This window comes from Sphingobacterium psychroaquaticum (assembly GCF_004421025.1).
Taxonomy (GTDB): Bacteria; Bacteroidota; Bacteroidia; order Sphingobacteriales; family Sphingobacteriaceae; genus Sphingobacterium; species Sphingobacterium psychroaquaticum.
The window spans coordinates 414,824-440,643 of sequence record NZ_CP038029.1; the positions used below are offsets into that span (position 1 = coordinate 414,824).

Below are 25,820 nucleotides of genomic sequence, written 5' to 3' on the forward strand. Positions count from 1 at the left end.
GTTATATATGAGTAAAGTTCGTATACCGGTCATTGCAATTTTTGATGTGGGGAAGACAAACAAGAAATTGTTCTTGTTTGATGAGCACTATCAGATTGTATTTGAACGATCGGCTAGGTTTTTAGAAACAACAGATGAGGACGGCTTTCCTTGTGAAAATTTGGAAAGCCTTCGGTTATCTGTTTTTGATTCTCTCCATGAAGTTTTTCGTCGGGATGAATTTGATATTAAGGCGATAAACTTTACCTCCTATGGTGCCAGTTTCGTGTACCTTGATGAGAATGGAAGACCATTAACTCCTTTGTATAATTATCTTAAAGAATATCCGGAAGAAATTCAGAATCAATTGTATGAAAACCAAGGTGGAGAGGATACTTTTTCATTAGCGACAGCTTCTCCGGCGTTGGGAAGCTTGAATTCGGGGCTACAGTTATTACGTCTAAAAGTAGAGCAACCCGTTGTTTTTCGTCAAGTGAAGTACGCGGTACATCTTCCACAATATTTGAGCTTCTTGGTTTCTGGAAAGATTTTTTCGGATATGACAAGTATTGGTTGCCATACCGCGTTGTGGGATTTTACCAAAAAAGGATATCATCAGTGGGTTACACAAGAGGGGCTGAATCATGTACTGGCTCCTATTGTTCAAGGGAATGAGGTGTTTGATGCAGCCTTCCCCGGAAGCCCATACCGTGTTGGAGCGGGGCTACATGATAGCTCATCGGCCCTTATTCCATATCTGTTGAATTTTCATGAACCTTTTATCTTGATCTCTACGGGTACTTGGTGTATCTCGATGAATCCTTTTAATGCCGAAGAACTAACGAAAGAAGAGCTTGATAAGGACACGTTGTTTTATATGACCTATTCGGGTACTCCAGTAAAGGCTTCCCGTTTGTTTGCGGGCTATGAACATGAGCAGCAAACCAAACGTATCGCGGATCATTTTGGTACGACCTCGGCACGTTTTCGGAATATGGAAATTAATTGGGACATCGTAAATGAACTCAAAAGAGAGCCTATTTCCGCAGATTTATCGGGATTCTCAACAATTGATCTGGAGCGGTATCAAGATGTGGAAGAAGCTTACCATGCTTTGGTGATGCATTTGGTGGAGGCACAGGTTGCATCTACTGCTTTAGTACGTTCCTTACATACGAAAGTGACCCGCATTTTTGTAGATGGAGGTTTTAGCAAAAACAATATTTATATGAATCTATTGGCCGCTGCATTTAGCGATGTTGAAGTCTATGCTGCGTCTATGGCACAAGCTACTGCGATCGGTGCTGCGTTGGTTATCCATGAACATTGGAATAGTCTGTCAATACCAAATAATATTATTGAGTTACGCTTTTTTCGACACTGATGCATACATACAACCATTAAACTTACCTTATGAAAAATCTAAAACTCCTTTTTGTTACGCTTGTTTTTTTGCTTTACGGAAATTTAATATACGCCCAGTTACGGTTGCCTAATTTTTTCTCGGACCACATGGTCTTACAGCGTGAATCCGCTGTGAATCTATGGGGATGGGGCTACGCCGGAAGCACCGTTAAAGTGCATGGTTCGTGGAATAAAGATACCGTCACGGTGAAAACAGATGCGAATGGTAAATGGAAGCTTAAGATAAATACAGTGCAAGCTGGTGGGCCATATAAATTAAGCGTAGTATCGGGCGGAGAGCTTATACAATTCACCGATGTTTTGTTGGGTGATGTATTCCTTTGTTCAGGTCAGTCCAATATGGAATGGGGCGGAAATCAAAACCTTAAAGAAATCCTAGACGAACTGCCGCATGCAAACAACCCGAATATACGCCTGCTGCAGGTCAATAGAAATGGGGCGTTAGCGCCACAGGAGAATATATCTAATGGGTGGTCGTCCCTCAACGAAAAAGCGTTGAAGCCTTTTTCAGCGATCGGCTACTTTTTGGCAAAAGAGCTGAATAAAAAGCAAGGCGTACCGATTGGTATTGTTAATTCTTCTTGGGGAGGTACTGCTGCGGAAGTGTGGACGCCAAAAGATCAGGTGGAGGCGGATCAGGCATTACTCGCTTTTTCGAAAATGCAAAAGGCTAATGATTACAGACCACATGAGAATGGTGTTCTATGGAATGGCATGATTGCTCCATTGGTAGGTTTTAATTTAAAAGGTTTTTTTTGGTACCAAGGGGAGAGTAATGTGGGAAGCTCTGCCGGGTATGACAAATTGATGAAGACTATGGTAAATAGTTGGCGATCGGCTTGGGAGGAGGAGTTACCGTTCTATTTTGTGCAAATAGCTCCTTATGCTTATAATAGTAAGGGGGGCGTACAATCTGCCTTACTACGGGAGCAACAGGCGAAAACGGCTGTGGAATTGCCTCGGTCAGGCATGGTCGTGGTGACCGATTTAGTGGATAACGTACATGATATTCACCCTATTCAAAAACAGGGAGTAGCCAGCCGGTTAGCAAAAATCACGCTTGCTGAGATTTATCAGATACCAACTCCTGATTATAAGTCTCCGATTTATAGTGCCCACGTAGTTAAGGGTGATAAAGTAGAAGTAACGTTCCACTACCTAACGGGGAATCTCGTAACTAGGGGGAAGGAAATAACAGACTTGTACATCGCTGGAGAAGACAAGGTATTTCATAAAGCATCTGGAAAGATACAGAAAGATAAGCTACTTGTTTTTAGTAGTAAAGTAGCGCGCCCAGTTGCTGTGCGGTTTGGGTTTACGGATACCGCTATGCCTAATTTGTTTAATGAAAAAGGACTTCCTGTTTCACCATTTCGTACAGATTCGTGGGTTGATTAAATAGTGCATTTACGTTGCTTAAAATTTGAAGGGTATACTTTTATTTTTTTTGAACCGGTATGATGTAAAAATCTTACCGGTTTTTTTGCCATGTATATGTATCGAAAAAATGGGCTAGCTAATCCTTTCGTCCGATTAGAGCGCCGAGAGCCATCTTTTTAGCATTTTAAAAAAGTATTTTAGCAACACGTAATCCTGACAGGATAGTGCAGGATGCTGTTTTTTAGCGCTTTTTATATATTTGAGTATAGACTTATAAACCATTGTATTTGATAAGCATTAACCAATTATGGTAAGAATTTTTACACATACTATTTTAGCTTAGGCCATCTCATTTTTATATAAAATGTAATTTAAATTTTCTATTAAAAAACAGAAAAAGGATAACCTATTTGCCAATTTGAACCAAAATATTGATCCTATGGTAAGCAACTAAAGTCAATTTAAACTATGTAATCTAACCGCTTGTGAAGCCTTTTAGATTGTTGTAAATCTTTTATTGTAAAAAATACTAACCAAGAAATAAAATGAAAGGAAACATTTACCGAAAGAATATAACGGTAAAGACATTTTGTCTTTTCCTGCTCCTATTATTTAGGAGTTTACCAACGCATGCACAAAGCGGACTCACGATTCAGGGGACGGTGGTTGATGCAGAAACAAAAGAACCAATTGAGGGGGTGACGGTACGATATGGCAATAGTTCAATTGCTACGGCTACGAATGAAGCGGGCTTTTATAAGTTCGAGATTCCTCAAAGAGGGAGTATAACATTCACCCTTATAGGTTACAAACCTCAGGAGGTTTCAGTCAAGAGTAAAGGTGCTGTTAACATACAACTTGTAAAACAGGGAGAAGATATAGATGAAGTTGTTGTTGTGGGGTATGGGAAGCAAAAGAAAGTTTCTGTCACTGCTGCAATTTCAACTATTGATACGAAAGACTTAAAGCAAAGCTCTGCAGCAAATCTTTCTGCGGCTCTTGCTGGGCGACTTCCAGGTTTAACGGCTATGCAGACTTCGGGGCAACCCGGGAATGATGTTGTAAACCTGTACTTACGTGGTCTAGGGACAGTGAATGATGCTTCTCCGTTGATTCTTATCGATGGGGTGCCACGCTCAAATATCAGTAAATTGGATCCGAATGAAGTGGAATCTGTAAGTATCCTAAAAGATGCCTCTGCGACAGCGGTATTTGGTGTGCGAGGTGCTAATGGCGTTATTCTGATTACGACCAAACGTGGTCAACCCGGTAAATCGGAATTAAATATTTCCGTAGATCAGAGCTACCAGAAGTTCATGGCTCAGGCGGATAGAATTCATTCGTGGGAGTTTGCAGAACTACGTAATCAGGCGTATCTAAATGATAATCCGGGAGCGAAAGAAGATCAGATGCCTTTTACACAATTTATGATTAATAAGTATAAGAGCGGTGAGGATCCCGTGTTTTATCCGGATCGGGATGTTTTTCATGATTATTTTAGAGATTGGGCCCCCCAAACGCGTGTAAACGCCAATTTTAATGGGGGTGGTGACCGTTTTACATACTTTTTAAATGCGGGATATATTGGGCAAGGTGGTAATTTTAAGACGGAACCAGAAAGCTTTCTTGGCTATGATCCTAGCTATAAAATGGATCGCTATAATTTTCGTGGAAACATTGATTATGGTATTGCAAAAAATTTAAAAGCTTCCCTAAATATAGCCACTTATTTAGAGAAGATGAATACCCCACAGACAGTAGATCTTTTTTCCGGTAGTGTAGCCGGAATGGTGCAGAATATGATTGCTTATACATGGGCGACACCTCCTACTGATCCGGGGCCGGTAACGATGCCTGGATATGGTGTGCCTTTAAATGAGGTAGTTGCACAATCTGGTCAGGATAGAAATACCTTTGGTGAGATTAATAGAAGGGGATATAGACAGGAGATGACGAATAATTTGAACTCCTCGCTAGTATTGGATTGGGGGTTAGATTTTATCACAAAGGGCTTGTCGGCAAAAGGAATGATTGCTTTTGATAGTCATGCAAGCACTGTTTTACAAGGTGTTCGTTCCTTGGATACTTATGCTTTTCGGGTAGCTCGAGATGAAGATGATACCAATGGATATTCTCCTATTAGAACAAATCAAGATGCGGCGATAAGGCTTTCCAAGGGTATGAACACCCGATATTACACCAATTTTCAAGCCTCTTTAAATTATGCCCGATCATTTAGCAAACATAACGTAACGGGGATGTTTTTATTCCAACGCGATAACTGGGATCAATATGGAGCAGATTTGCCTTACAATATTGTTGGTCTGGTCGGACGTGCTACCTACAATTACGACAACCGTTATTTAGCTGAATTTAATTATGGCTATAATGGGTCAGAGCAATTTGCGCCAGCGAATCGTTTTGGATCTTTTCCTGCTTTTTCTGCCGGTTGGGTAATTAGCAATGAAAGTTTCTTAAAGAATAACAATGTGATTACAAATCTTAAGCTTCGTGGTTCATACGGTTTGGCTGGAAACGATAAGCTCGGGGGAGAGCGCTTTTTGTACCAGAGCTTTATAAATATGGCTGGAGGAGCCATTCCAACATTGGGAAGAGGACAGAGTATTGTGCAGGGAAGAATGGGAAATGAAGCGATCCAATGGGAGATTGCACGAAAGATGAATATCGGGCTTGATGTGGAGCTCATGAAAAGCCTTTCTTTGACGGTAGATGTTTTCAAGGAGAATAGAGATAAGATTCTCATCAGTAGAAAAACGGTTCCCGAGTTGCAAGGTGTTTCCTTGTCTAATATTCCTCGTGTGAATATTGGAGAGGTGGATAATAAGGGGTTTGAAGCAGAGCTTATTTACAGAAAAGCGGTAAACGGAGATTTTTCTTTCTTGGCCAAAGGTAATTTCGCGTACAATAAAAACGTCGTTAAGTTCCTTGATGAGGTACAATATGGAGAAGACTATGCGTACCGTAATCGATCAACAGGTTATAGTATAGGGCAGCAGTTTGGTTATAAGGTCGACTACAGTAACGGGAACGGATACATCAATACGGCGGAAGAATTAGCCAATTTACCCGCTTACCAGATGGGAGGGAACCCGCGGCTGGGCGATTTGAAGTATATCGATATTACTGGTGATGGTATCATTAACGATCGGGATATGGAGCCAATTGGTAACCCGTCTGTTCCTCGTATTTCCTACGGTTTGTCAGGATCGGTTACCTATAAAAATGCAGATCTAGCTTTTCTTTTTGCCGGAGTCGCTCAAACGAGTCGATACACCACGGGTTGGGGAGCCACAGAGTTTGCGCTGGTTGGTTTTTACAGCGACTGGCACCACCAAGCGTGGACAGCCGATCGTTATGCCAATGGAGAGGAGATCCGCTATCCTGCACTAGGGATGGCTAGTGGTGTAAGTCAAGTGCGAAACGACTTCTTTATTATGGATCGTTCCTTTTTACGCTTAAAATCATTGGAGCTAGGATATAGTCTACCAGCGGGTTTGCTGAAACCTCTTGGCGTTCAAAGAATACGTATGTATGTTAATGGTAATAACCTATTTACTTTTAAGAAGTTGCCGATTGACACAATCGATCCTGAACAAAATGATGCCTTGGTGTATCCGTTGACTAGGATGTATAATTTCGGACTGAACGTAACCTTTTAACCAATTAACAAAACTTTGACATGAAAATACAATATTTAAGTTTGATCATGCTTTCCTTGTCCCTTTGGTTTACATCCTGTTCTGATGTATTGGATATGGCACCGGATGGGAATATGCAAATGGATGAGGTATTGGCTGACCCCGACAAAGTAGAGGCATTATTAAATAGATGCTACAATAATATTCCGCAGAAAGGATATAGCTATTGGTTCTTTGATAATATTGTCGTTGCATCGAGCGACGATGGTTATACCTCAGATGAAGGACAAGGGGTTCCGACCACCGCAATCTATCAAGATAATAACAATGCAAGCTCCCATAATATAAGGGATGCACATGATGGGCATGGAGGCAATAATACCGGTTACTGGACTCGGGCCTGGCAGCAGATACGATTGTGTTCGCAGTTTATTGAGGTCATTGATAAGGCTGCAGTCAATAGAGATACGGATCGAGGACGGTTTAAGGCTGAAGCGAGAGTGTTGCGTGCCTTCTTTTATATGGAGTTAGTTAAATGGTTTGGAAAAGTCCCTGTTTTAAATGAAACCGTACCTTTTGATGCAAACTTCTCCACGTTAACCCGTTCGTCGGTTTATGACGTCGCAAAGTTTATTATTGCTGATTGTGATGCTGCTTTGGCCGAACCGAATCTCCCTTGGCGTTTAGATAATGGGAATGATGCGATGCGTGTGACTAAAGCATTAGCACATGCACTACGTGCGAAAGCTATGCTCTTTGCTGCGAGCCCATTGCATAATCAAGGACAAAACTATTGGGAGGAAGCTTACACAATAGCCAAGGATGCAGTAACAAATCTCAAATCAAACGGGTTTGAGCTGTTTACCAAAACAACACAGCCCAATCTTTATGGTACAGGACCTGCTGCGGCGTTACGTCAGTTGGTTACACAGAGTGCTGATTATTCCGCTACCCCGCGAGACAAAGAAACACTTTATCAGGTGCGCTCCGGCGGCGTGTTTGTGTGGCACATTGGATACATCGGTAGCAACATGGCCAATACGTATAAGTGTGGAACTACCCCCACACAAGAACTTGTAGATGCCTTCGAAACTATTAATGGACTACCAGTGCTGGATCTCAAAAAACCATACTTAGATGAAAAGCACTTACAACCGAACTACAATACGGAGAATACACAGTACGATAAAAACAATCCCTATGCGAATAGAGATCCACGTTTTTATCAAACGGTGCTACATAATGGTAGTAAGATTCTTTTCGATAATAAAACGGTCGAAGTACAAACTTTTACCGGGGGACCACATGCCCCAAGTTTTGATATTACTAACCGTGTTTCTTCACGGACGGGATACTATCATACGAAAATGGTAACACCGGGCGCAAGTGGAAACAATGGTATTAATAACGCAAACTGGAAGTATTACCGCTTAGGGGAAACGTTACTTGATCTTGCTGAGGCTGCTGCTGAGGCGGGTCACCTTGATGAGGCACGAACCGCTGCCAATGAGGTGAGGGCTCGATCGGGGATGCCGCCCTTATCGGCGAGCTTATCACAAGCGGATCTTATTCTTCGTATCCGAAATGAGAGAAGGGTTGAACTTGCTTGGGAAGAGCAGCGTTATTTCGATCTACGGAGATGGCAGACTCCAACAGGCGATCTGAGTGAAACGAGTAAGTGGTTTACCGCAATGGTTATTACGAAAAATAACAACGGTACATTCAGCTACGCCCGCCGAAATATCTCGAACAATGCTCGAGGAGGCTGGCAAAATAGAGATCTACTACTGCCTCTTCCGTTGAACGAGGCCGCCACGTTAGAATCTGTAACGGGACAAAAATGGCAGAACCCAGGTTGGTAATTTAAGCAAGGATTAAGACAATGAAAAAAATAGCAACACATATCGTGTTATGTATTATTTGCTTGATGATATATAACCCTCTTTCCGCCCAACAGGCAGATAAACTGGTGTACAGGATTGTGAACATATATAACCAACCCGTGGAGCATGCTAAGGTTCGCTCTCAGGATGGTACGTACGAAACGGTAACCACCCGGGAAGGTACATTTGAGTTTCCAACCGAATATTTGAAGGGACATGTGCTCCTGACTGCGGATGGTTACCTGAATGCACGTATTGCTCCGGAACAGTTTATAAATCAGAAAGATTTTACTCTTCAGTTTGATGCGCATAACATGGGGGGAGAGGTTGATTTCGGCTATCTGTCGTATAGCAAGGAATCTATAACAGGAGCTGTCTCTTCTGTTACGGGGAAAGTTTTGGATAAGACACCTTCCAATGTACTTTCAGATACTTATGAGGGAAGGCTACCTGGACTTACTGTGATAAATAACATTGCTGAATTGACCTTTTTTGGATATGGAAACTATTCCAAAACTATACGAGGAAACTCATCGGTTAACGGTAGTAGCCCATTGGTTATTATTGACGGTGTTGTTGCGCCGACCCAGTATATTGAATTTATCTCTCCGAAAGAGATAGAAACTATTTCAGTACTCAAGGACGCAGCTAGTACCTCCGCATATGGTATTCAAGGTTCTTCGGGCGTCATCGTGATCACCACCAAGCGAGGGCATAATGGGAAAATAGATGTGGAAGGTTATCTCGACTACTCTTTGCAACAACTTACACGTAAACCTTTGTTTGTAAATTCCGGTCAATACGCAGAATTGCGGAATGAGGCTGGCGAACGTGGCGGATTAGGTAAGTTTTCACAGTTTACGCAATCGGATATCGACTTGTTTAAATCAGGGGAGAACGCGGGCTACCCGAATAACAATTGGTACAGTCAGTTTATGAAAGATTATGCGAACAGACAACGCGCAGGGGTGAATGTTTCTGGTGGTACAGATAAGTTTCGATATTATTCGAACCTAAGCTTTGTTAACCAGACGCAACCTTTTAAGATTGCTGATGAGCCTGATCGCAAGTATGATCCTACACCTAAAGTGAATATTGGAAATTTCCGTACAAATATGGATGTGAAGTTCAACAAATACTTATCGGGCTATATGCGGTTGGCGGGTAATGTCAAACGTGAAGTGCTGGCTGGCGGAAATATGGGCTGGACGATCTATAGCCAGATCCTTAACCAACCACCGACAATGTATGGTCCGTTATCTCCAATTAATGAGGAGGATCCGGAGTTAAGCAATCAGGTCGTAACGGTAGATGGAATGGATAATACGGCATATGGTATGCTTAACCGGTCTGGATATCGAAATGTTATTGAAACGAATATCCTGGCTCAAGCGGGTTTGAAAATGGATATGGGCTTTCTTCTCGATGGTCTTTCCGCTAGCGGTGGAATGGCTTACCAAACCTATGTTCGTAATGAGACAGGTACGAATCAATCCTATAAACGTCTGATTCGAGGGGACGATTTTTCAAGTCTTACTAATTTTACGCAGTATAAAACATTTGAAAATACCCCACTAAGTTACAATAAGGGATCCCTCTTTTTCTATTATTTGAACCTGTTGGCTCGTTTGGATTACAATAAACGTTTTGGCGATCATAGCATTGATGCGAGTGCACATACTTATTATCTGAAACAAGAAACAGAGGCGTCAGGCTCCTCCAATAGCGTCTTACCTTACAAGCGTCAGAACTTTGGTTTTTCAGCATTGTATGGCTATAAGGATCGTTATTTCTTAAAGGCAGATATGGCATACTCTGGTTCAGAGCAATTCCATAAGGATCATCGATACACGTTTACTCCGGCGGTATCTGCCGCGTGGATCGCCTCTAAAGAGGAATTTCTTCAGTCCGAGGTTCTCACGCTATTAAAACTGCGCGCTTCGTATGGTATCAATGGGAGTGATCAGTTAGGTGGAGCACGATTTTTATTCCTCGATAATATTCGTTCAGATGGTTCGGAGTTAGCGCGCGGGAATCCGCTTTTGGAAGCCGAGAAAATCAAAAAGCTTAACCTAGGTCTAAACTTGGGATTCTTGAATATGTTTACTGTGGACTTCGATTATTTCACGAACAAAGTGAACAATATGTTGATCAACACAAGTGCTACGATTCCCGAATATCAAGGGATTCCTTTGAACTACTATCCGAAACTCAATGGCGGTGAAATGGAAAATAAGGGCTTTGAGATTGGACTAGGGTTCAATAAACACATCAATCAAAACCTTTTTGTTTTTCTGCAAGGAAACTTTATGCAGGTGAAGAATAAAGTCATCAATATAAACGAAGCCATGTTGGGAGAAGACTATGCCTACCCATACCGTTCGCAAGGTTTTGCGCTAGGGCAGCAGTGGGGATATTTGGTTGATTATTCCAACGGCAACGGCATGTTTAACTCGAAAGAGGAGTTGACTAATTCCGGTCTTTCTTATTCATTTGGAACTCCTCGTGTAGGAGATTTAAAATATCAAGATCTAAATGGGGATAAGATTATTAATGAGAAAGATGTAGCGCCAATTGGATATACAAGAGCACCACAGCAAGAGTATAGTATTGCCGGTGGCACGACATGGAAGAGTTGGGAGTTTTCTTTCTTGTTGCATGGGGTTGCTCGCAGCACACAGATTTTAAGTGGTATTGGTGCCTTTGAGAATCAAGGTAAAGGAATTTTTACCGATTTACATATGGCGTCCTGGACTCCTGAACGCTATGCTGCCGGAGAAGAAATTAATTATCCTGCTTTGTCTTTATTACCGTCAACCAATCACGTCTCCAATGACTTCTTCGTGAGCAACAGATCCTATCTCCGTTTAAGAAATGTGGAGTTGGCCTATTGTCTTCCTACTGCTGTCGCACAAAAAATTAAAGCGGAAAGAATTCGCGTCGCTTTGGGTGTACAAAATCTGTTTACCGTTAGTCATATGAAGTCAAAATATATAGATCCTGAAATCGGAAGTATGAACACGTTTCAACCCTATCGAATTTTTAACATTGGATTAAGCGCTAACTTCTAATAAAATATAGATCATGAAAAAGAATGTTTTTCGAGTTTTAATAATGGCCGCATGTTTCTTAAGCATGGAGTCGTGCGCCGATCTTGACTTACCATCAGATGGTCGGTTAACGTTAGAAGATATGTTCAGTAGTTATCAAAGAACAAGAAATTACTATCACTCCTGTCGTTCCTTTTTTCCCGAAAAGGGATTTACCTACCAAGGAAGTAGGGCGCCGTTGGCTTCCTTTACGGATGAAGGTCACGATGCTAGTGATGGGGTGAATGGGGCGGTGAACGACTGGTATAATAACCGTACTTCGGCAACAAATAATCCAATAGAAGGTAGTTACAGCTGGACGCATTATTTTCAGGGCATACGGAAGTGTAATACTTTTTTAACGAGTATCAAAGATCCAAATATCGCTACCGCATACATTGATGAGGATGAAAAAAATGGATGGATTGGTGAAGTCCTTGTGTTGCGTGCATATTACTACTTACAGCTGATTAAAAAGTACGGAGGTGTTCCGATCATAAATACACCGTATGAGGTGAATCACGACTTTTCTAAAGATCGTCGCGCGACCTTCGAGGAGTGCGCGGACTTTATTATTGCAGACTGTGATGCTGCCTTAGCTTTGCCAGAGGGAGGATCGGCCAACACTGGTTTTCGGTGGAACATCAATGATAACGAACGAGGGGTGATTACACGTGCATTTGCGTATGCGGTAAAGTCTCAAACAGCTTTGTATGCAGCGAGCCCTTTATGGAGCACAGGAGGCACAAAATATACATGGGAGCGCGCAACGGAGATAACCAAAGAAGCATTAGACCAGTGTTTGACGCACGGTTTTCAATTGTTTACGACCAAACCACCAGAAGATGTTGCACAAAATGCCTATGCGTATTATTTTATTTTACGCTCAGATCCAAGTCGTTCTGTGGATAAAGAAACGATTTTTGAATCCCTCAGTGCACGAACAAATGTTTGGAAATTTGCGGGGACGCCTATTACAGAAGGAGCAGAAAAGGCTGGTTTTGGACCATCGCAGGAACTAGTAGATGCGTATGGTATGCTGGCGACGGGTGAGATGCCGGTACTCGGTTATACGGATGGAGATCACGTACAACCGATTATCAATACCGCTGCCGGATATGATCCGATGAATCCTTATGTTGGTCGCGATCCGCGCTTTTACGCTAGTGTTTATTACAATAATTCGCCACGTTCATTGACTTCTGGAGTTATTGAGAAGACTCTTTATCCCTTAAATTTTGCGGCGACAAAGAATAATGTAACAGTTAGCGGTACGAACGAGGTAAAGCTTGTTACGACAAGTAGTGATCCTTGGGTCCACACAACAACTTTGGGAAAGGCAATTGCGGCCGGCCAGAAACGGGTAATAAGTTTTGAGTATAAGAGTAATAAAACGGTGAACAACGCGGAGTTTTTCTTTTGTGTAGCTGGGGGGCCTCAGGGTGGCGTATCTACCGGAGAAAATATTACCATCCAACAAGCTGGTGAATGGACGAGGTTTGAGTACGACTTGTCGTCGGCAATTACGAAGTGGGGGTTCGGAGTAAACTCCAACGGTGGTCAAGCGCCCCAGAATCATTTCCTACGTTTTGATTTAACAAGTGGAGCAGGATATGAAATTACGATCCGGAATTTCCAAATCGAATCTTTTACTCCTCCTCCGGCGCCTGTCGCGGTGGAGACCTTTGTCGGTGGGAATTGTGGTATTTCGTCTAATATTACACAAACTAGATTTACACGTACAGGATATTACCTGCGGAAGTTTAATAACTATAAATCGGGCGTCAACGTAGACGGCGACGGATTAATGAAGATTTTTCGCTTAGCGGAGCTCTATCTAAACTTTGCCGAAGCAGCCTCTAATTCTGTTGGGGCAGATGCGGCTGTTGCGAGTAAAGCAAACGGAGCGGCTGCGCTTTCAGCGCGGGAAGCGGTGAATATTATCCGTGCAAGAGCGGGTATGCCAGCCCTTCCGACAGGGCTTTCTAAGGAGGTTTTTCAAATCCGATATCGTAATGAAAGACAGGTGGAACTAGCTTTCGAAGAGCATCGTTTCTTTGATGTTAGGCGCTGGAAGATACTTGGCGAAACGGATAAGTTTGTAAGCGGAATGCGGATTACAAAAAATGGGAATAGTTACATCTATAACCGCTTTAAACTCCAAGATAGAGGAACGAATGTCGATAAGTACCTATTGTCGCCGATAAAATTATCAGAGGTTTCTAAGATGTTATCCTTTACGGGAGTGAACTGGCAGAACCCAGGATGGTAAAATGCTGCGGTCCGCTTGATACTTGTTTAACAATTTATGCTATGAAAATGAATGCCACTAAATCTTTATCTCTCTATATGCTGTTGTTTCTATGTCTAATCGTTTGCTGCTCCAATACTGTAAGCAGTAAGGAGAAGATGAATACAGGCAGAAAACAGCAGTACAGTTCCGATACTTCGATGCGTTACATTTCTAACGGACGATTAAAGTTAGGGATAGACCTCGCTTTGGGCGGAGCTGTTACGTATCTCAGCGATAAAGCCAATGGTGGTGAGAATATGATAAATAGTTATGACTGGGGGCGCCAGATTCAGATGTCTTATTACAGTGGTCCTTGGCCATACATTGGCCCCAATGGCGAGAGACCAACTCCGGAGTGGGAAGGGTTGGGATGGAATCCAATTCAATCGGGCGATGCAGGTGGGCACAGATCTCGAATTATTTCTTTCGAATACAAGGGGAAAAATGCGATGCTCGTGCGAAGTATTCCTATGCAATGGCCGCATAAAACGGGTGTCCCAGGCGAGTGTGTCTTTGAATGTCTCTATACATTAAGGGATAATGTAATCGATATGAAAGCAACGATTCATAACAATAGATCAGATAAGACACAATATACGGCAGGATCTCAGGAAATGCCTGCCGTATATACGAATGGGAAATGGTACAAGTTGGTCTCGTACCTTGGAGATAAGCCCTTTGAAGATAAACCAGTAACGACTATTGTGGATAAAAATGATAAAAAGGGATGGCCGTGGGTACACTTTTATACACCAGAAAAGTGGGTTGCGCTATTAGACGAAAAGGGATACGGCATAGGTGTGTTTCAACCGGAAGTATTGACGTTTAATGGCGGTTTTCATCCCAATGATGCACACAAGGGATTCGGTGGAGAGAAGGGCGTACAAACAGGACACGTAGCTCCCATAGGAAGACAAATTCTAGACTATAATATTACATGGACCTATGAAACGGCTCTTATCCTTGGAACGCTTAATGATATTCGAGGGTACGCCAAAAAACATGGACAGCAATCTGGTGCTATGGAGTGGTCTTTTCTACAAAATCGAAACAACTGGTATTATCACGGAGAGATTAAAGACAGTGGTTTTCCGCTGCAAGGTGGCTTAGATATTTCATTTAAGAAAAATGCAGCCTTAGTTGGCCCTGTCACTTTTTGGAATGCTACGGCACATTCGCATTTAGAAATTGATGGAACTTTTAAGAGTACAGATGGTCAGGTGCTTGTTGAGGTGGAGATTCAACCGGTCAGTAGTTCGGATTTTACGGATTGGTTAAATTGGTCTGAAGGGGCATCTAGTGTGGAAGCGGAAAATAAGGCCAAAGCAACCTCTTTCTCGAAAAAAGCTGCTCTTTCCCTCCAGCAAACGCTTCCTGCAGATGGTGAACGTAAAAAATACCGGATCGATCTATCAACCCTTACAGGGTATACCGGGGCGATGAAGAGTTTACGAATAAAGTTTTTAAATGACGGACATGCAAAAGTGAGTAACATAAAACTCACCAACGGTAAATAAGAATTTATAGTGATGATAAAAAAGAAGTTAATATCCTTAATCGCAGGCGGATTGTTGTGTCAATTAGGATCTGCGCAACAGGTGTCTAAGGTTAATAGTGATCAATGGTCAATGACCGACGCATTGGGCCGAAAAGCGGTTGAACAAGAGGAGATTGCAGGAAAGAAGGGGGATAAGGTGGTGGCTATGTTTTACTGGACTTGGCATCAGGGTAACGATGATACGACTTATCAGGTGAAAAATATAACCGAAATAGTCCGCAAAAATCCGGAAGCCATGAAGGATTATAACCACCCTGGTTGGGGTACAAAAAAGCCTGGTTTCTTTTTCTGGGAGGAGCCCTTGTTTGGATATTATAAAACGACCGATACCTGGGTGCTACGACGACACGCTGAAATGCTTGCCGATGCAGGGGTAGATGTTGTGTTTTTTGACTGTACCAATGGAAGCTTAACATGGCAAGAATCTTATGAAGCATTGTTAAAAACGTGGGATCAGGCTCAAAAAGATGGCGTAAAAGTACCTAAGATCGCGTTCATGCTCCCTTTTGGTCCAGTGCCACATTCTGCGGTATCGCTTCGGCAATTATATCAGGATTTATATAAGCCCGGACGCTATCAGAATCTATGGTTTAACTGGAAAGGAAAGCCCTGTATTATGGCTTATCCCGATAATTTGGAAAAAACCGGAGTAGACAAGGAGATTGCAGAATTTTTCACTTTTCGACCTGGACAGCCAGACTATGTCGACGGGCCTTCTCGTAAGGACCATTGGGGATGGTTAGAAAATTATCCGCAAAAAGGATATGTTCGGAATAACGAAGGTAAGTTTGAACAGGTTACCGTAGGTGTTGCCCAAAATGCTGGACCTTCGACCAATGGCCATTGTAGCGCCTTTAACCTACCGGGAACATATGGGCGAAGCTATAGTCAACAACATGGTTTTGACCCGCGCGTCGATGGCTACCTCTATGGATGGAATTTTCAAGAACAGTGGAACCGAGCTTTTGAGTTGGATCCAGAACTGGTGTTTATCACGGGGTGGAATGAATACACTGCTGGACAATGGCTTCCCGTGCATAGCTGGACGGGAGATCCTTTTTCTTTTGTGGACCAATACGATTGGGAACATAGTCGAGATATTGAACCCAATAAAGGATGGGGAGATAAGGGGGATGTATATTATTTACAGCTAATTGATAATGTGCGCAAGTTTAAGGGGATGGAGCCTCGCGATCAGGTTTCCGCAGTTAAAACGATAAAGTTGGGTAAAGTCGGTGAATGGGATAATGTGCTTCCTTACTATACTCATTACAAAGGTAACACGATGCATCGTGATCATCGCGGACGCTATAGCTCTTACTATAAGAATACAACAGGAAGAAATGATATCGTGGGTGCAAAAGTAGCTCGTGATGCCAACACTTTATTTTTTTATGTGGAAACGGCTGAAAAGTTATCTTCTCCGGGGGATAGAAACTGGATGATGTTATTTATCGATATTGATCGAAATAAAGAGACCGGTTGGAATGGTTATGACTATATAATTAATCGTCAGAATCCCCGAGGAAACAAGGCTGTTGTAGAGAAAAATGTCGGTGGACGTTGGGAATGGGCTGAAGTTGGGGTGGCTCCGATGCAGGTTCGTCACGATAAATTAGAAATTGCGCTGCCAAAGCAGTGGCTTGGCGTAAAGGGGGAGGCATTAGACTTTGAGTTTAAGTGGAATGATAATATGCAAGAAAATGGCAATATCATGGATTTTTATGTGAATGGGGATACCGCGCCAGGTGGGCGTTTTAATTTTGTATACAAAGTCAATTAATTAAACGTGATGATACTAAAATATTGTAAATCATTTCTTGTTGTTGGTTCCGTTTTGTTTATTCAGGGTGTTGCTGCACAGAGTTTTAGTGGTGTTGATGACTTAGGCCGAGTTATAACACAGCAGGCTGAAGTTGGGAGTAAGAAAGCAAATAAGCAGGTCGGTATTTTCTATTTTTTGTGGCAAGGAGATGCTGGGTCTCCAACATCTGAAAAAAATTGGGACCTCACCAAGATATACCAAGATTATCCAGAAGTATTTCACGATTTCCATCATCCTAATTGGGGTGGAGGGGCTGCTGGGCCGGGGAAATATTACTTTTGGGGCGAACCGATCTATGGCTATTATCGAGGAGATGATTATTGGGTACATCTCAAAAATATCCAGCTACTAGCAGATGCTCAGGTAGATTTTTTGGTCTTGGACGCAACCAATCGGTTAACTTATCCGAAGCAAGTTAAAGAACTTATGCGGGCAATGATGACCGTCCGGAAGCAGGGTAAACCAGCGCCAAAAATTGTTTTCTATACCAATACCGCATCAGGGGATGCAATGCAGGAAATCTATGATACTTTTTATAGCCCGAATGCGGCAGAAAGAGTGGCAGACAATTGGTATTATCTCGATGGGAAGCCTTTAATCATTGGTCTCTCTAAAGAGGCAAAAGGCCGTACTTACGAGAAATTTTTCACGATCCGTGAATCGCAATGGCCTAATGAGCCAGAGAAAGTAGATGGCTGGCCTTGGATCGAGTTCCAAAGGCCTCAAAAGGTATACACCAACAACAAAGGAAAGCGTGAGATTGTCAATGTTTCTGCTTCACAACACCCTAATTTAGATGCCTCTATGGGAGGCTCGGCATTTTATGGTAAAGCTGGAAATTGGGGACGTAGTTTCCGAAATAATAACCCAGGGAATCCCGATAAGGAGGTCGCCTATGGTTACAATATTCAGGAGCAATGGGATTTCGCAATCAGCCAAGATGTACCCTTTGTTTTTATTACCGGCTGGAATGAATGGATTGCTGGCAAATGGAGCCGTGGAGATCAATATAAAGATCAGGCTCATTTTGTAGATCAGGCGAATGCCGAATATAGTAGAGATATTGAACCCTCTTGGACAGCCGGATTAAAAGATAACTACTACCTTCAGATGATTTCTAATATCCGTCGATACAAAGGGACTGATGGCGTCATTACGATTGATAGATCGACCGTGATGCCAGCAATAACCGCTTGGAATACCGTGAAATCTGTTTACGTTGATTATGTAGGCGATGTTATCGATCGAAATCACCCAGGAGCACAGAGCGAGCCTAAAGTGATGTATACCAATCGTTCGGGCAGAAATGATTTAGAAAATGTAAAGTTGTTAGCGACGGATAGTGAATTAGGCTTTTATGTACAAACAGCTAATAGGTTAACAGAACGGACGAAAGAAAATTGGATGACACTTTGGCTTAATACAGATGAAAACTATCGTTCTGGCTGGTACGGCTATGACCTTCGCGTGATTCAAGGCGAACGTATACAACGGTTTAATCAAGGAGCATGGCAAGATATTGGTAAGGTATCTTTCGAAATATCCGATAATGCTGTGCTTATAAAAATACCTAATAGCATTTTGGGGCTGCCGAAAAAGAATTATAACATTGAATTTAAGTGGTCTGATAATATGCAAAAAGACGATCCCCTAGATTGGTATGTTAACGGCGATACCGCACCGGGCGGGCGGCTGAATCTCACGGTGTGGATTAAGTAAAATTTCATAGTATGAAACGATTTATATCTTCAACTCTTTTCATGTTTGTTTGTCTCCTCGCGAGCTATCCCATGCTTGCTACGGCTAACAGTCCGTTAAAGGTAATTAACATGCAGGTGGAATATGTAACTGAACCGAAAGGGCTCGATATCGAACGTCCTCGATTTAGTTGGGTATACGCGTTGCCCAATGAAGATATACGTGGGCTTTCGCAAGGTGCTTATCGTATTCTGGTGGCTGATTCTCCAGAGAAACTCCAGGCAGGAGTTGGTAATATGTGGGATACAAAATGGGTAGAAAGTTCCGCAATGAATCAAATCTTTTATCAGGGAAGGACACTCATAGCCGATCGTACTTACTACTGGAAAGTGATGGTACGCGATAATAACGGAAAAGAAAGTCTGTGGAGCCCGGTTAAGGAATGGTCAACTGGTTTCTTTTCAGATCAACAATGGAAAGGCCAGTGGATAGGCACGCCTCATTTTTTTGATAAGAGATCTGCAGATTGTAATGTTTTTGACCCTTGGTTTCGAAAGACTATTGTGTTGAATAAGAAAGTGGGACGAGCGGTTTTTTTTCTAGCATCCATCGGTTATCATGAATTGTATGTAAATGGACAACGAGTTGGCGAGGAGGTATTAGCACCGGCAGTAACCGACCACACGAAGCGCGCACGGTATGTCGCTTATGATATTGCTCCTTTGCTACGAAAAGGGGAGAATGTTATTGCGGTGTGGTTAGGTACCTCTTGGTCAATTTTTCCGGGATACGATCTTCCTAACGGAAGACCATCTACGCCCTTATTTAGTGGTCAGGTTGATTTTTTTGAACAGGAAAATCCAACAGATCAAGAAAAGCCCATGTTCTCCCTGCGATCTGATAAATCTTGGCGGTGGAAAAACTCGCCGAATCGGTTGTTGGGTAATTGGAATTTTGGACATATGGGTGGGGAGATTTGGGACGACAGTAAGGCCGAAGAAAATTGGAACAAAATTTCTTATGATGATAGTCAATGGAGTAATGCCATAGTATATCCATTGAAGTTAAAAATTTCTGCGCAGAATATAGACGGCAATATATTGGTCGATGAAATTAAACCAGTCTCTATTACCGAATACGGACAGGGTGATTATCGCGTGGATATGGGGGTTAATTTTGCCGGTTGGACCGCCATCAATGTATTTGGTAATCCGGGTGATACCGTTCGTTTCTTTTTTTCCGAGCGAGAACAGGATCGGATGACCTTCAATCTGCACAGTGCTCTTGTAATAGGTCGTAGCGGTATGTCCACGTTTAAAAATAGATTTAATTATAGCTCAGGTCGTTGGATTACGATCCAAGGTGCCAAGCGAAAACCGGTACAGGAGGATATAACGGGATGGTTGGTGCGTACAGGTTATCATACTGCTGCTACATTTGAGTCCTCGGACAGTTTACAGAATTGGATATTTAATACCACAAGATGGAATTTTGAGAATCTATCCCTAGGAGGTTTTGTTGTCGATTGTCCACAACGCGAGCGCATGGGGTATGGGGGCGATGCGCATGCCACCACAGAAATGGGTATGTTGAACTACGATTTAGCGGCCTTCTATAGCAAATGGATGGGAGATTGGCGTGACGTGCAAGGTACAGAAGCTATGGTCGGAAATATGCGCGATACGAGTTATGCACGTAAAGCGGTGACTAGTGGACGGTTTTTGCATCCGGGAATACTCCCACATACCGCGCCTACTTACTGGGGTGGTGGAGGGCCCTCCTGGGGCGGGATTGTGGTGTCACTACCTTGGTTTATGTATCAGCAGTATGGTGATGTAAAGGTGCTACAAGAAAACTTTACTTTGATAAAAAATTGGTTAAATTTTCTGGATACACATGTTCAGGATGGCTTGTTGCAACGGTTCGGTGGGCAATGGGATTTTCTTGGCGATTGGCTGTGGCCCAACGCTACGGCCGAAGGCATGAATAATGATAAAGAGGAGACACTATCTTTGAATAATTCGTATCGTGTATTCAATTTGAGAACAGCGGTAAAGATTGCTCGTGTTCTTGGTGAATCTGCGCTTGCTGATGCTTGGGAGCACCAGGCTCAAGTGGCCTCCAAAGCTATTCATACGCGTTTTTTTAAACAGGAAGGCCACGTATATGCGGACGGTTCCATGGCCAATATGGCTACGGCATTGTTGGCCGATATAGTTCCTTCGGAAGAAAAAGCAAATGTAGAGGCGGCCTTGGAAAAGGAAATTTTAACCCATCGGCAAGGACATATACATGCAGGAATCACGGGGGGAGCACTTCTCTTTAAATGGCTACGCGAGAGTGGACGAAATGACCTTATCTATACGATGACATCCAAGGTTACTTATCCAAGTTGGGGGTACATGAAAGCCAATCAGGCGACTTCTCTTTGGGAGATGTGGGAGAAAGATCTACCAGGACATTCTTTACTGCATAGTTCTTACTTGTATCCGGGCGCCTGGATGATTGATGGATTGGCAGGGATTAAAAAATCGAAACCCGGCTATGCAACGTTTATCATTCAGCCGCCAAAGGCACAGGAAACAAATCTCTCTTGGGTGAAGGCCTCGTACGATTCGCCTAGCGGTACTATCTATAGTGCATGGAATCGTGAAGAAGATCAGCTTCGTATGCAAGTGACCGTACCACCGAATACGACATGTTTACTAAAGATAGCGAAGGGTGAAAGTGCGCTGCTTGAACACGTGCTGGCAACATATAGAATTCATAGTGATGACATAAACGACACCTATCGCCTGCCTTCGGGCACATATATATTCTAAGATAATAAATCAACCCAAATAACCGAATGGACCATCCGTTTACGCCCATATTTCATGTAAGGGCAGGATGGTCTTTTTTATTTTCTTTTCTATATTTAAAAAGCGATTGACGCTTACTTATAAACCTATATTACTTGTACATGAAACGCATCTTGATTTCTCCATGCCTTATGTTATTTTTTTGTCTTGGGTTATCTGCCCTCTATGGGCAAACCAAGTTGAGCGATGGTAGTCAGCAAATTAGTCCGCTTACCCGTGAATATGTTTATCCGACACGAATTGTATGGACCAATGGTCATATCGTTCGCGGGGAGAACCTCCTTGTACCCGGAAATGGACAAGCTAATTTGACCAATGATAATATCGTTATTCTTAAGAATAACGATACAGAGCAGAGCGGTATATTACTGGATTTTGGTAAAGAACGAAATGGCGCTTTAGAGCTGGTGACCGGGATGTGGGGTGGTGGAAATGGCGCAAAAAATGTACGTATCCGCTTTGGTGAATCTGTTAGTGAGGCCATGTCCGATATTGGAGAGAAAGGCGCTACAAATGATCATGCCTTGAGAGATTTCAATATGCAGCTGCCCTGGCTAGGGAAAAATCAGACTGGAGAATCCGGTTTTCGTTTCGTACGCATAGACTTTCTAGATAAAAATGCGGAATTACATTTGCGCGAAGTACGTATGATATCAACGTATCGCGATATTCCATATTTAGGCTCATTTAAGTCGAGCGACGAACGACTGAATAACATCTGGGAGGTCGGTGCTTATACGGTTCATTTGAATATGCAAGATTATTTGTGGGATGCTATTAAACGAGACCGCTTGGTATGGGTGGGAGATCTTCACCCTGAAGTCGCGACGATTAATACAGTTTTTGGTTTTAATGATGTTGTGCCGAAGAGTTTAGATTTAGCTAAGATATCCACGCCATTACCAGGTTGGATGTGTGGTATTAGTACCTATTCCATGTGGTGGGTTGTCCTGCACCATGATTGGTATATGGCACATGGTGATAAAAAATACCTCACCGAGCAGAAGCCTTACTTACAAGGATTGGTTCGGCAAATTGTGGGAAAAGTTAAGAATGGAAAAGAGCAAATGGATGGGACGAGGTTCTTGGATTGGCCTTCTAGTGAGGATAGTTTGGCCGTGCATGCTGGTATTCAGGCGATGACGATCATGGCGCTAGAGCGGGCAGCATCATTGGCACAAATTTTAGAGGATTCTGAAACAATGGATCTTTGTACAAGTACTGTGGCAGCTATGCGGAAGTATAAACCCCGACACAATAATTCGAAACAGGCAGCAGCACTTTTGGCGATAAGTGGTTTGATGGATGAAAAGAAAGCATACGATGATGTGCTAAAGGTGGGCGGTGCAAAGAATTTCTCCACTTTCTATGGTTATTACATGCTGGAAGCCATGGCTAAGGCTGGAAAATATAAGGAAGCGATGGATATTATCTCACAGTATTGGGGTGCTATGCTAGATTTGGGGGCAACAAGCTTCTGGGAAGATTTTAATATAGAATGGATTAATAATGCTTCTCCGATTGATCAATTGGTACCTCCGGGTAAGGTGGATATCCATGGCGATTTTGGGGCATATTGCTATAAAGGTTTTCGACACAGCTTTGCGCATGGATGGGCTTCTGGGCCGACGAGCTGGCTGTCGGAGCATGTGCTCGGTATTAAGGTTGCCGAACCCGGAGGGAAGGCTTATTATGTCAGACCACATTTGGGCAATCTGACCTTTGCCGAGGGAACATTTCCTACAAAATATGGTGTTATCCGTGTGAAGCATACAAAGGATAAGAATGGGAAAGTTAAGAGTGAAATATATGCGCCAAGTGAAGTAACTATTCTGCGGTAGATGGGAAGATATAAGAGCGTCTCGACATTACTCATTGTTTTCGTATTACTTGTTCTGCAGTCTATTAACCAGCGTGCCTCCGCGCAGGAGTCTGGTGCGAGCTGGATTGGTGTGCCATTAGGTCCAAGTGATACGGTTAATATCTGGTCTGGGTATCGTAAAAACTTTATGTTGGATGAGGTTCCGGCTACCGCCGTCGCCAAAATTGCTGTAGATAGTAAATATTGGCTTTATGTGAATGGGCAGATGGTGGTATTTGAGGGCGGTCTTAAGCGCGGCCCCAATCCCAAAGATACGTACTATGATGAAGTAGACTTGAAACCTTATCTGAAAAAGGGAAATAACCAATTGGCCATCCTCGTATGGTATTTTGGGAAGAACGGTTTTTCACACAACAGTAGTGGCAAGGCAGCTCTTTTTTTTGAATTGAAAGCAGGTTCAGTAATGGTTTTGACGGATGCTTCATGGAGAGGAAAACGTCTTGTGGAATATAAAACGGCACCAGCACCGATACCTAATTTCAGGTTGCCAGAATCTAATATTTATTATGATGCACAAATAGCAGATTCTACGTGGATGAAGGATGTAGAGGTTTCACCCTCCTTTGCGGAAGTTCTTACCCTTGGGAAAGAAGGTGATTTACCTTGGAATAAATTGGTAAAGCGACCGATTCCATTGTTTAAGGACTTTGGTATACGCAAGTTTGAGACCAAGGATATTATCACGAAAGGGGATACTTTAGTTTGTAAGTTGCCTTACAATATGCAGTTCACACCGTACGTCAGGCTAGCAGGAAAGGCGGGACAAACGGTAAAGTTCTTGACCGATAATTATGTCCATTACCATGGTTCTGCTGAAAATATTAGGGGCGAATATATCACGAAGGAAGGCCAACAGCAGTATGAAAGCCTTGGATGGATCAACGGTCATTATCTATATGTAGTTGCCCCCAATGATGTACAGATACAAGAGGTAGGCTATAGAGAGACAGGATACAACAGTGATTTTGTCGGTGCTTTCCATTCAGATGATGTCTTTTTTAATACGTTGTGGGAAAAGGCTCGGCGCACATTGTATATCACCATGCGCGACACATACATGGATTGTCCTGATCGAGAAAGGGCACAGTGGACGGGGGATGCGGTATTGGAAGCCGAAGAAGCATTTTACGCCTTGGATACTCAGGCACATGCCCTGGCTAGAAAATGGTTGTATGAGGTCTTGTATTGGCAAAGAGAGGACGGTTCTCTTTTTGCACCTGTGCCAGCCGGCAACTGGGATAAAGAATTGCCGGATCAGATTCTAGCCACGGTCGGTTATTACGGTATATGGACCTATTACCTACATACGGGTGATAAGAAGATTCTACAAGACCTATATCCGCGAATTCAGCGCTATCTAAACCTATGGGATAAATATCCTGATGGACTGGTTAAGCTCCGTGCAGGAGGGTGGCAATGGGGTGATTGGGGCGAGAATAAAGACATGTTACTCTTGTATAACCTTTGGTATTATTTAGCGCTAAAAGGAAGTTCTTTAATGGCTGATGAGCTAGGGAAGAATGACGATGCGCAACGCTTAAAGTTAGAAATGGCACATTTCGCGACAAAGTTTAATGAACGTTTTTGGAGGAATGGAGCCTATCGGGATCCTGCTTATACAGGTAAAACCGATGATCGGGTACACGCTTTAGCGGTGTTAGCAGGTATTGCATCACCAGCGCAATACAAGGCGATTCAACATGTTTTTTTACAAGAGGAACATGCTAGTCCCTATATGGAGAAATATGTATTTGAAGCTATGTTTACCATGGGCATACCGACAGAGGCTTTAGCGCGACATAAGAAGCGCTTTGCTTCCATGGTGAATAACACTTACTTTACCACCTTGTTTGAAGGCTGGGGGATTGGTAGTGCCGGGTATGGCGGGGGAACTGTAAACCATGCTTGGAGTGGAGGAGGTTTAACCATCTTGTCGGCATATCTCTGTGGAATCAGACCCTTATCACCAGGCTATGAGGAGATCTTAATCGCACCGCAATTAGGAAATATCAGACAGGCAGCAGCCTCTGTAACATCGGTAAAGGGTGAAGTGACAGTGGATATAAAAGAACATGATAAGGAGTTGTGGCTGACGATAAATATTCCGGAAGGTACTTCTGGGAAAGTGGTGCTACCTGTTGGTCAGTACCAAAATGTTTGGCTCAATAATAAACGCACGAAACAGGTTTCTACAAAACCTAACAAAAATAAAAATATATACCATCGAGAGGATCGTAGTCTTTGGATCGCTCCTGGAAAATGGGTCATTAAAGCACAAAAATAAAAGT

At 42.8% G+C, this 25,820-nt stretch carries 12 protein-coding genes; all 12 read left to right on the forward strand.

All coding sequences use genetic code 11. The features are described 5' to 3' along the window. The first annotated feature begins 7 nt into the window (after positions 1-7). The 12 genes from E2P86_RS01735 to E2P86_RS01790 all read left to right on the forward strand — a co-directional run bounded on the left by E2P86_RS01735 (position 8) and on the right by E2P86_RS01790 (position 25,816). On the forward strand, positions 8-1,363 hold the full coding sequence (locus E2P86_RS01735; protein ID WP_134430344.1) for an FGGY-family carbohydrate kinase: 1,356 nt from the start codon (positions 8-10) through the stop codon (positions 1,361-1,363). Positions 1,364-1,392: 29 nt separating this feature from the next. Further along, entirely contained in the window at positions 1,393-2,802 is a 1,410-nt protein-coding gene (locus E2P86_RS01740; RefSeq protein ID WP_240775555.1) for a sialate O-acetylesterase, read from the forward strand. A gap of 527 nt (positions 2,803-3,329) precedes the next feature. Continuing rightward, positions 3,330-6,464, forward strand: a complete 3,135-nt coding sequence (locus tag E2P86_RS01745) for a SusC/RagA family TonB-linked outer membrane protein (RefSeq protein ID WP_134430347.1) — start codon at positions 3,330-3,332, stop codon at positions 6,462-6,464. 20 nt (positions 6,465-6,484) lie between these two features. After that, positions 6,485-8,305: a RagB/SusD family nutrient uptake outer membrane protein gene (locus E2P86_RS01750; RefSeq protein ID WP_134430350.1), complete on the forward strand. Its 1,821-nt coding sequence runs from the start codon at positions 6,485-6,487 to the stop codon at positions 8,303-8,305. Between the two features lie 20 nt (positions 8,306-8,325). Beyond that, positions 8,326-11,397 (forward strand): SusC/RagA family TonB-linked outer membrane protein, encoded by a 3,072-nt coding sequence (locus E2P86_RS01755; RefSeq protein ID WP_134430353.1) that lies wholly within the window; start codon positions 8,326-8,328, stop codon positions 11,395-11,397. Between the two features lie 13 nt (positions 11,398-11,410). Further along, positions 11,411-13,687: a RagB/SusD family nutrient uptake outer membrane protein gene (locus tag E2P86_RS01760; RefSeq protein ID WP_206367986.1), complete on the forward strand. Its 2,277-nt coding sequence runs from the start codon at positions 11,411-11,413 to the stop codon at positions 13,685-13,687. Positions 13,688-13,824: 137 nt separating this feature from the next. After that, positions 13,825-15,225: a hypothetical protein gene (locus E2P86_RS01765; protein WP_166785129.1), complete on the forward strand. Its 1,401-nt coding sequence runs from the start codon at positions 13,825-13,827 to the stop codon at positions 15,223-15,225. A 12-nt stretch (positions 15,226-15,237) separates the two neighbouring features. Beyond that, positions 15,238-17,049, forward strand: coding sequence for a hypothetical protein (locus tag E2P86_RS01770; protein WP_206367987.1), 1,812 nt, complete (start codon positions 15,238-15,240; stop codon positions 17,047-17,049). 6 nt (positions 17,050-17,055) lie between these two features. Beyond that, positions 17,056-18,810, forward strand: coding sequence for a hypothetical protein (locus E2P86_RS01775; protein WP_166785130.1), 1,755 nt, complete (start codon positions 17,056-17,058; stop codon positions 18,808-18,810). Between the two features lie 11 nt (positions 18,811-18,821). After that, entirely contained in the window at positions 18,822-21,611 is a 2,790-nt protein-coding gene (locus E2P86_RS01780; RefSeq protein WP_134430363.1) for a family 78 glycoside hydrolase catalytic domain, read from the forward strand. Between the two features lie 140 nt (positions 21,612-21,751). Further along, positions 21,752-23,491: an alpha-L-rhamnosidase-related protein gene (locus tag E2P86_RS01785; protein WP_085472425.1), complete on the forward strand. Its 1,740-nt coding sequence runs from the start codon at positions 21,752-21,754 to the stop codon at positions 23,489-23,491. Continuing rightward, complete coding sequence (locus tag E2P86_RS01790) at positions 23,492-25,816, forward strand: alpha-L-rhamnosidase-related protein (protein WP_134430366.1); 2,325 nt, start codon at positions 23,492-23,494, stop codon at positions 25,814-25,816. It abuts the gene before it with no gap. Positions 25,817-25,820: the final 4 nt, after the last annotated feature.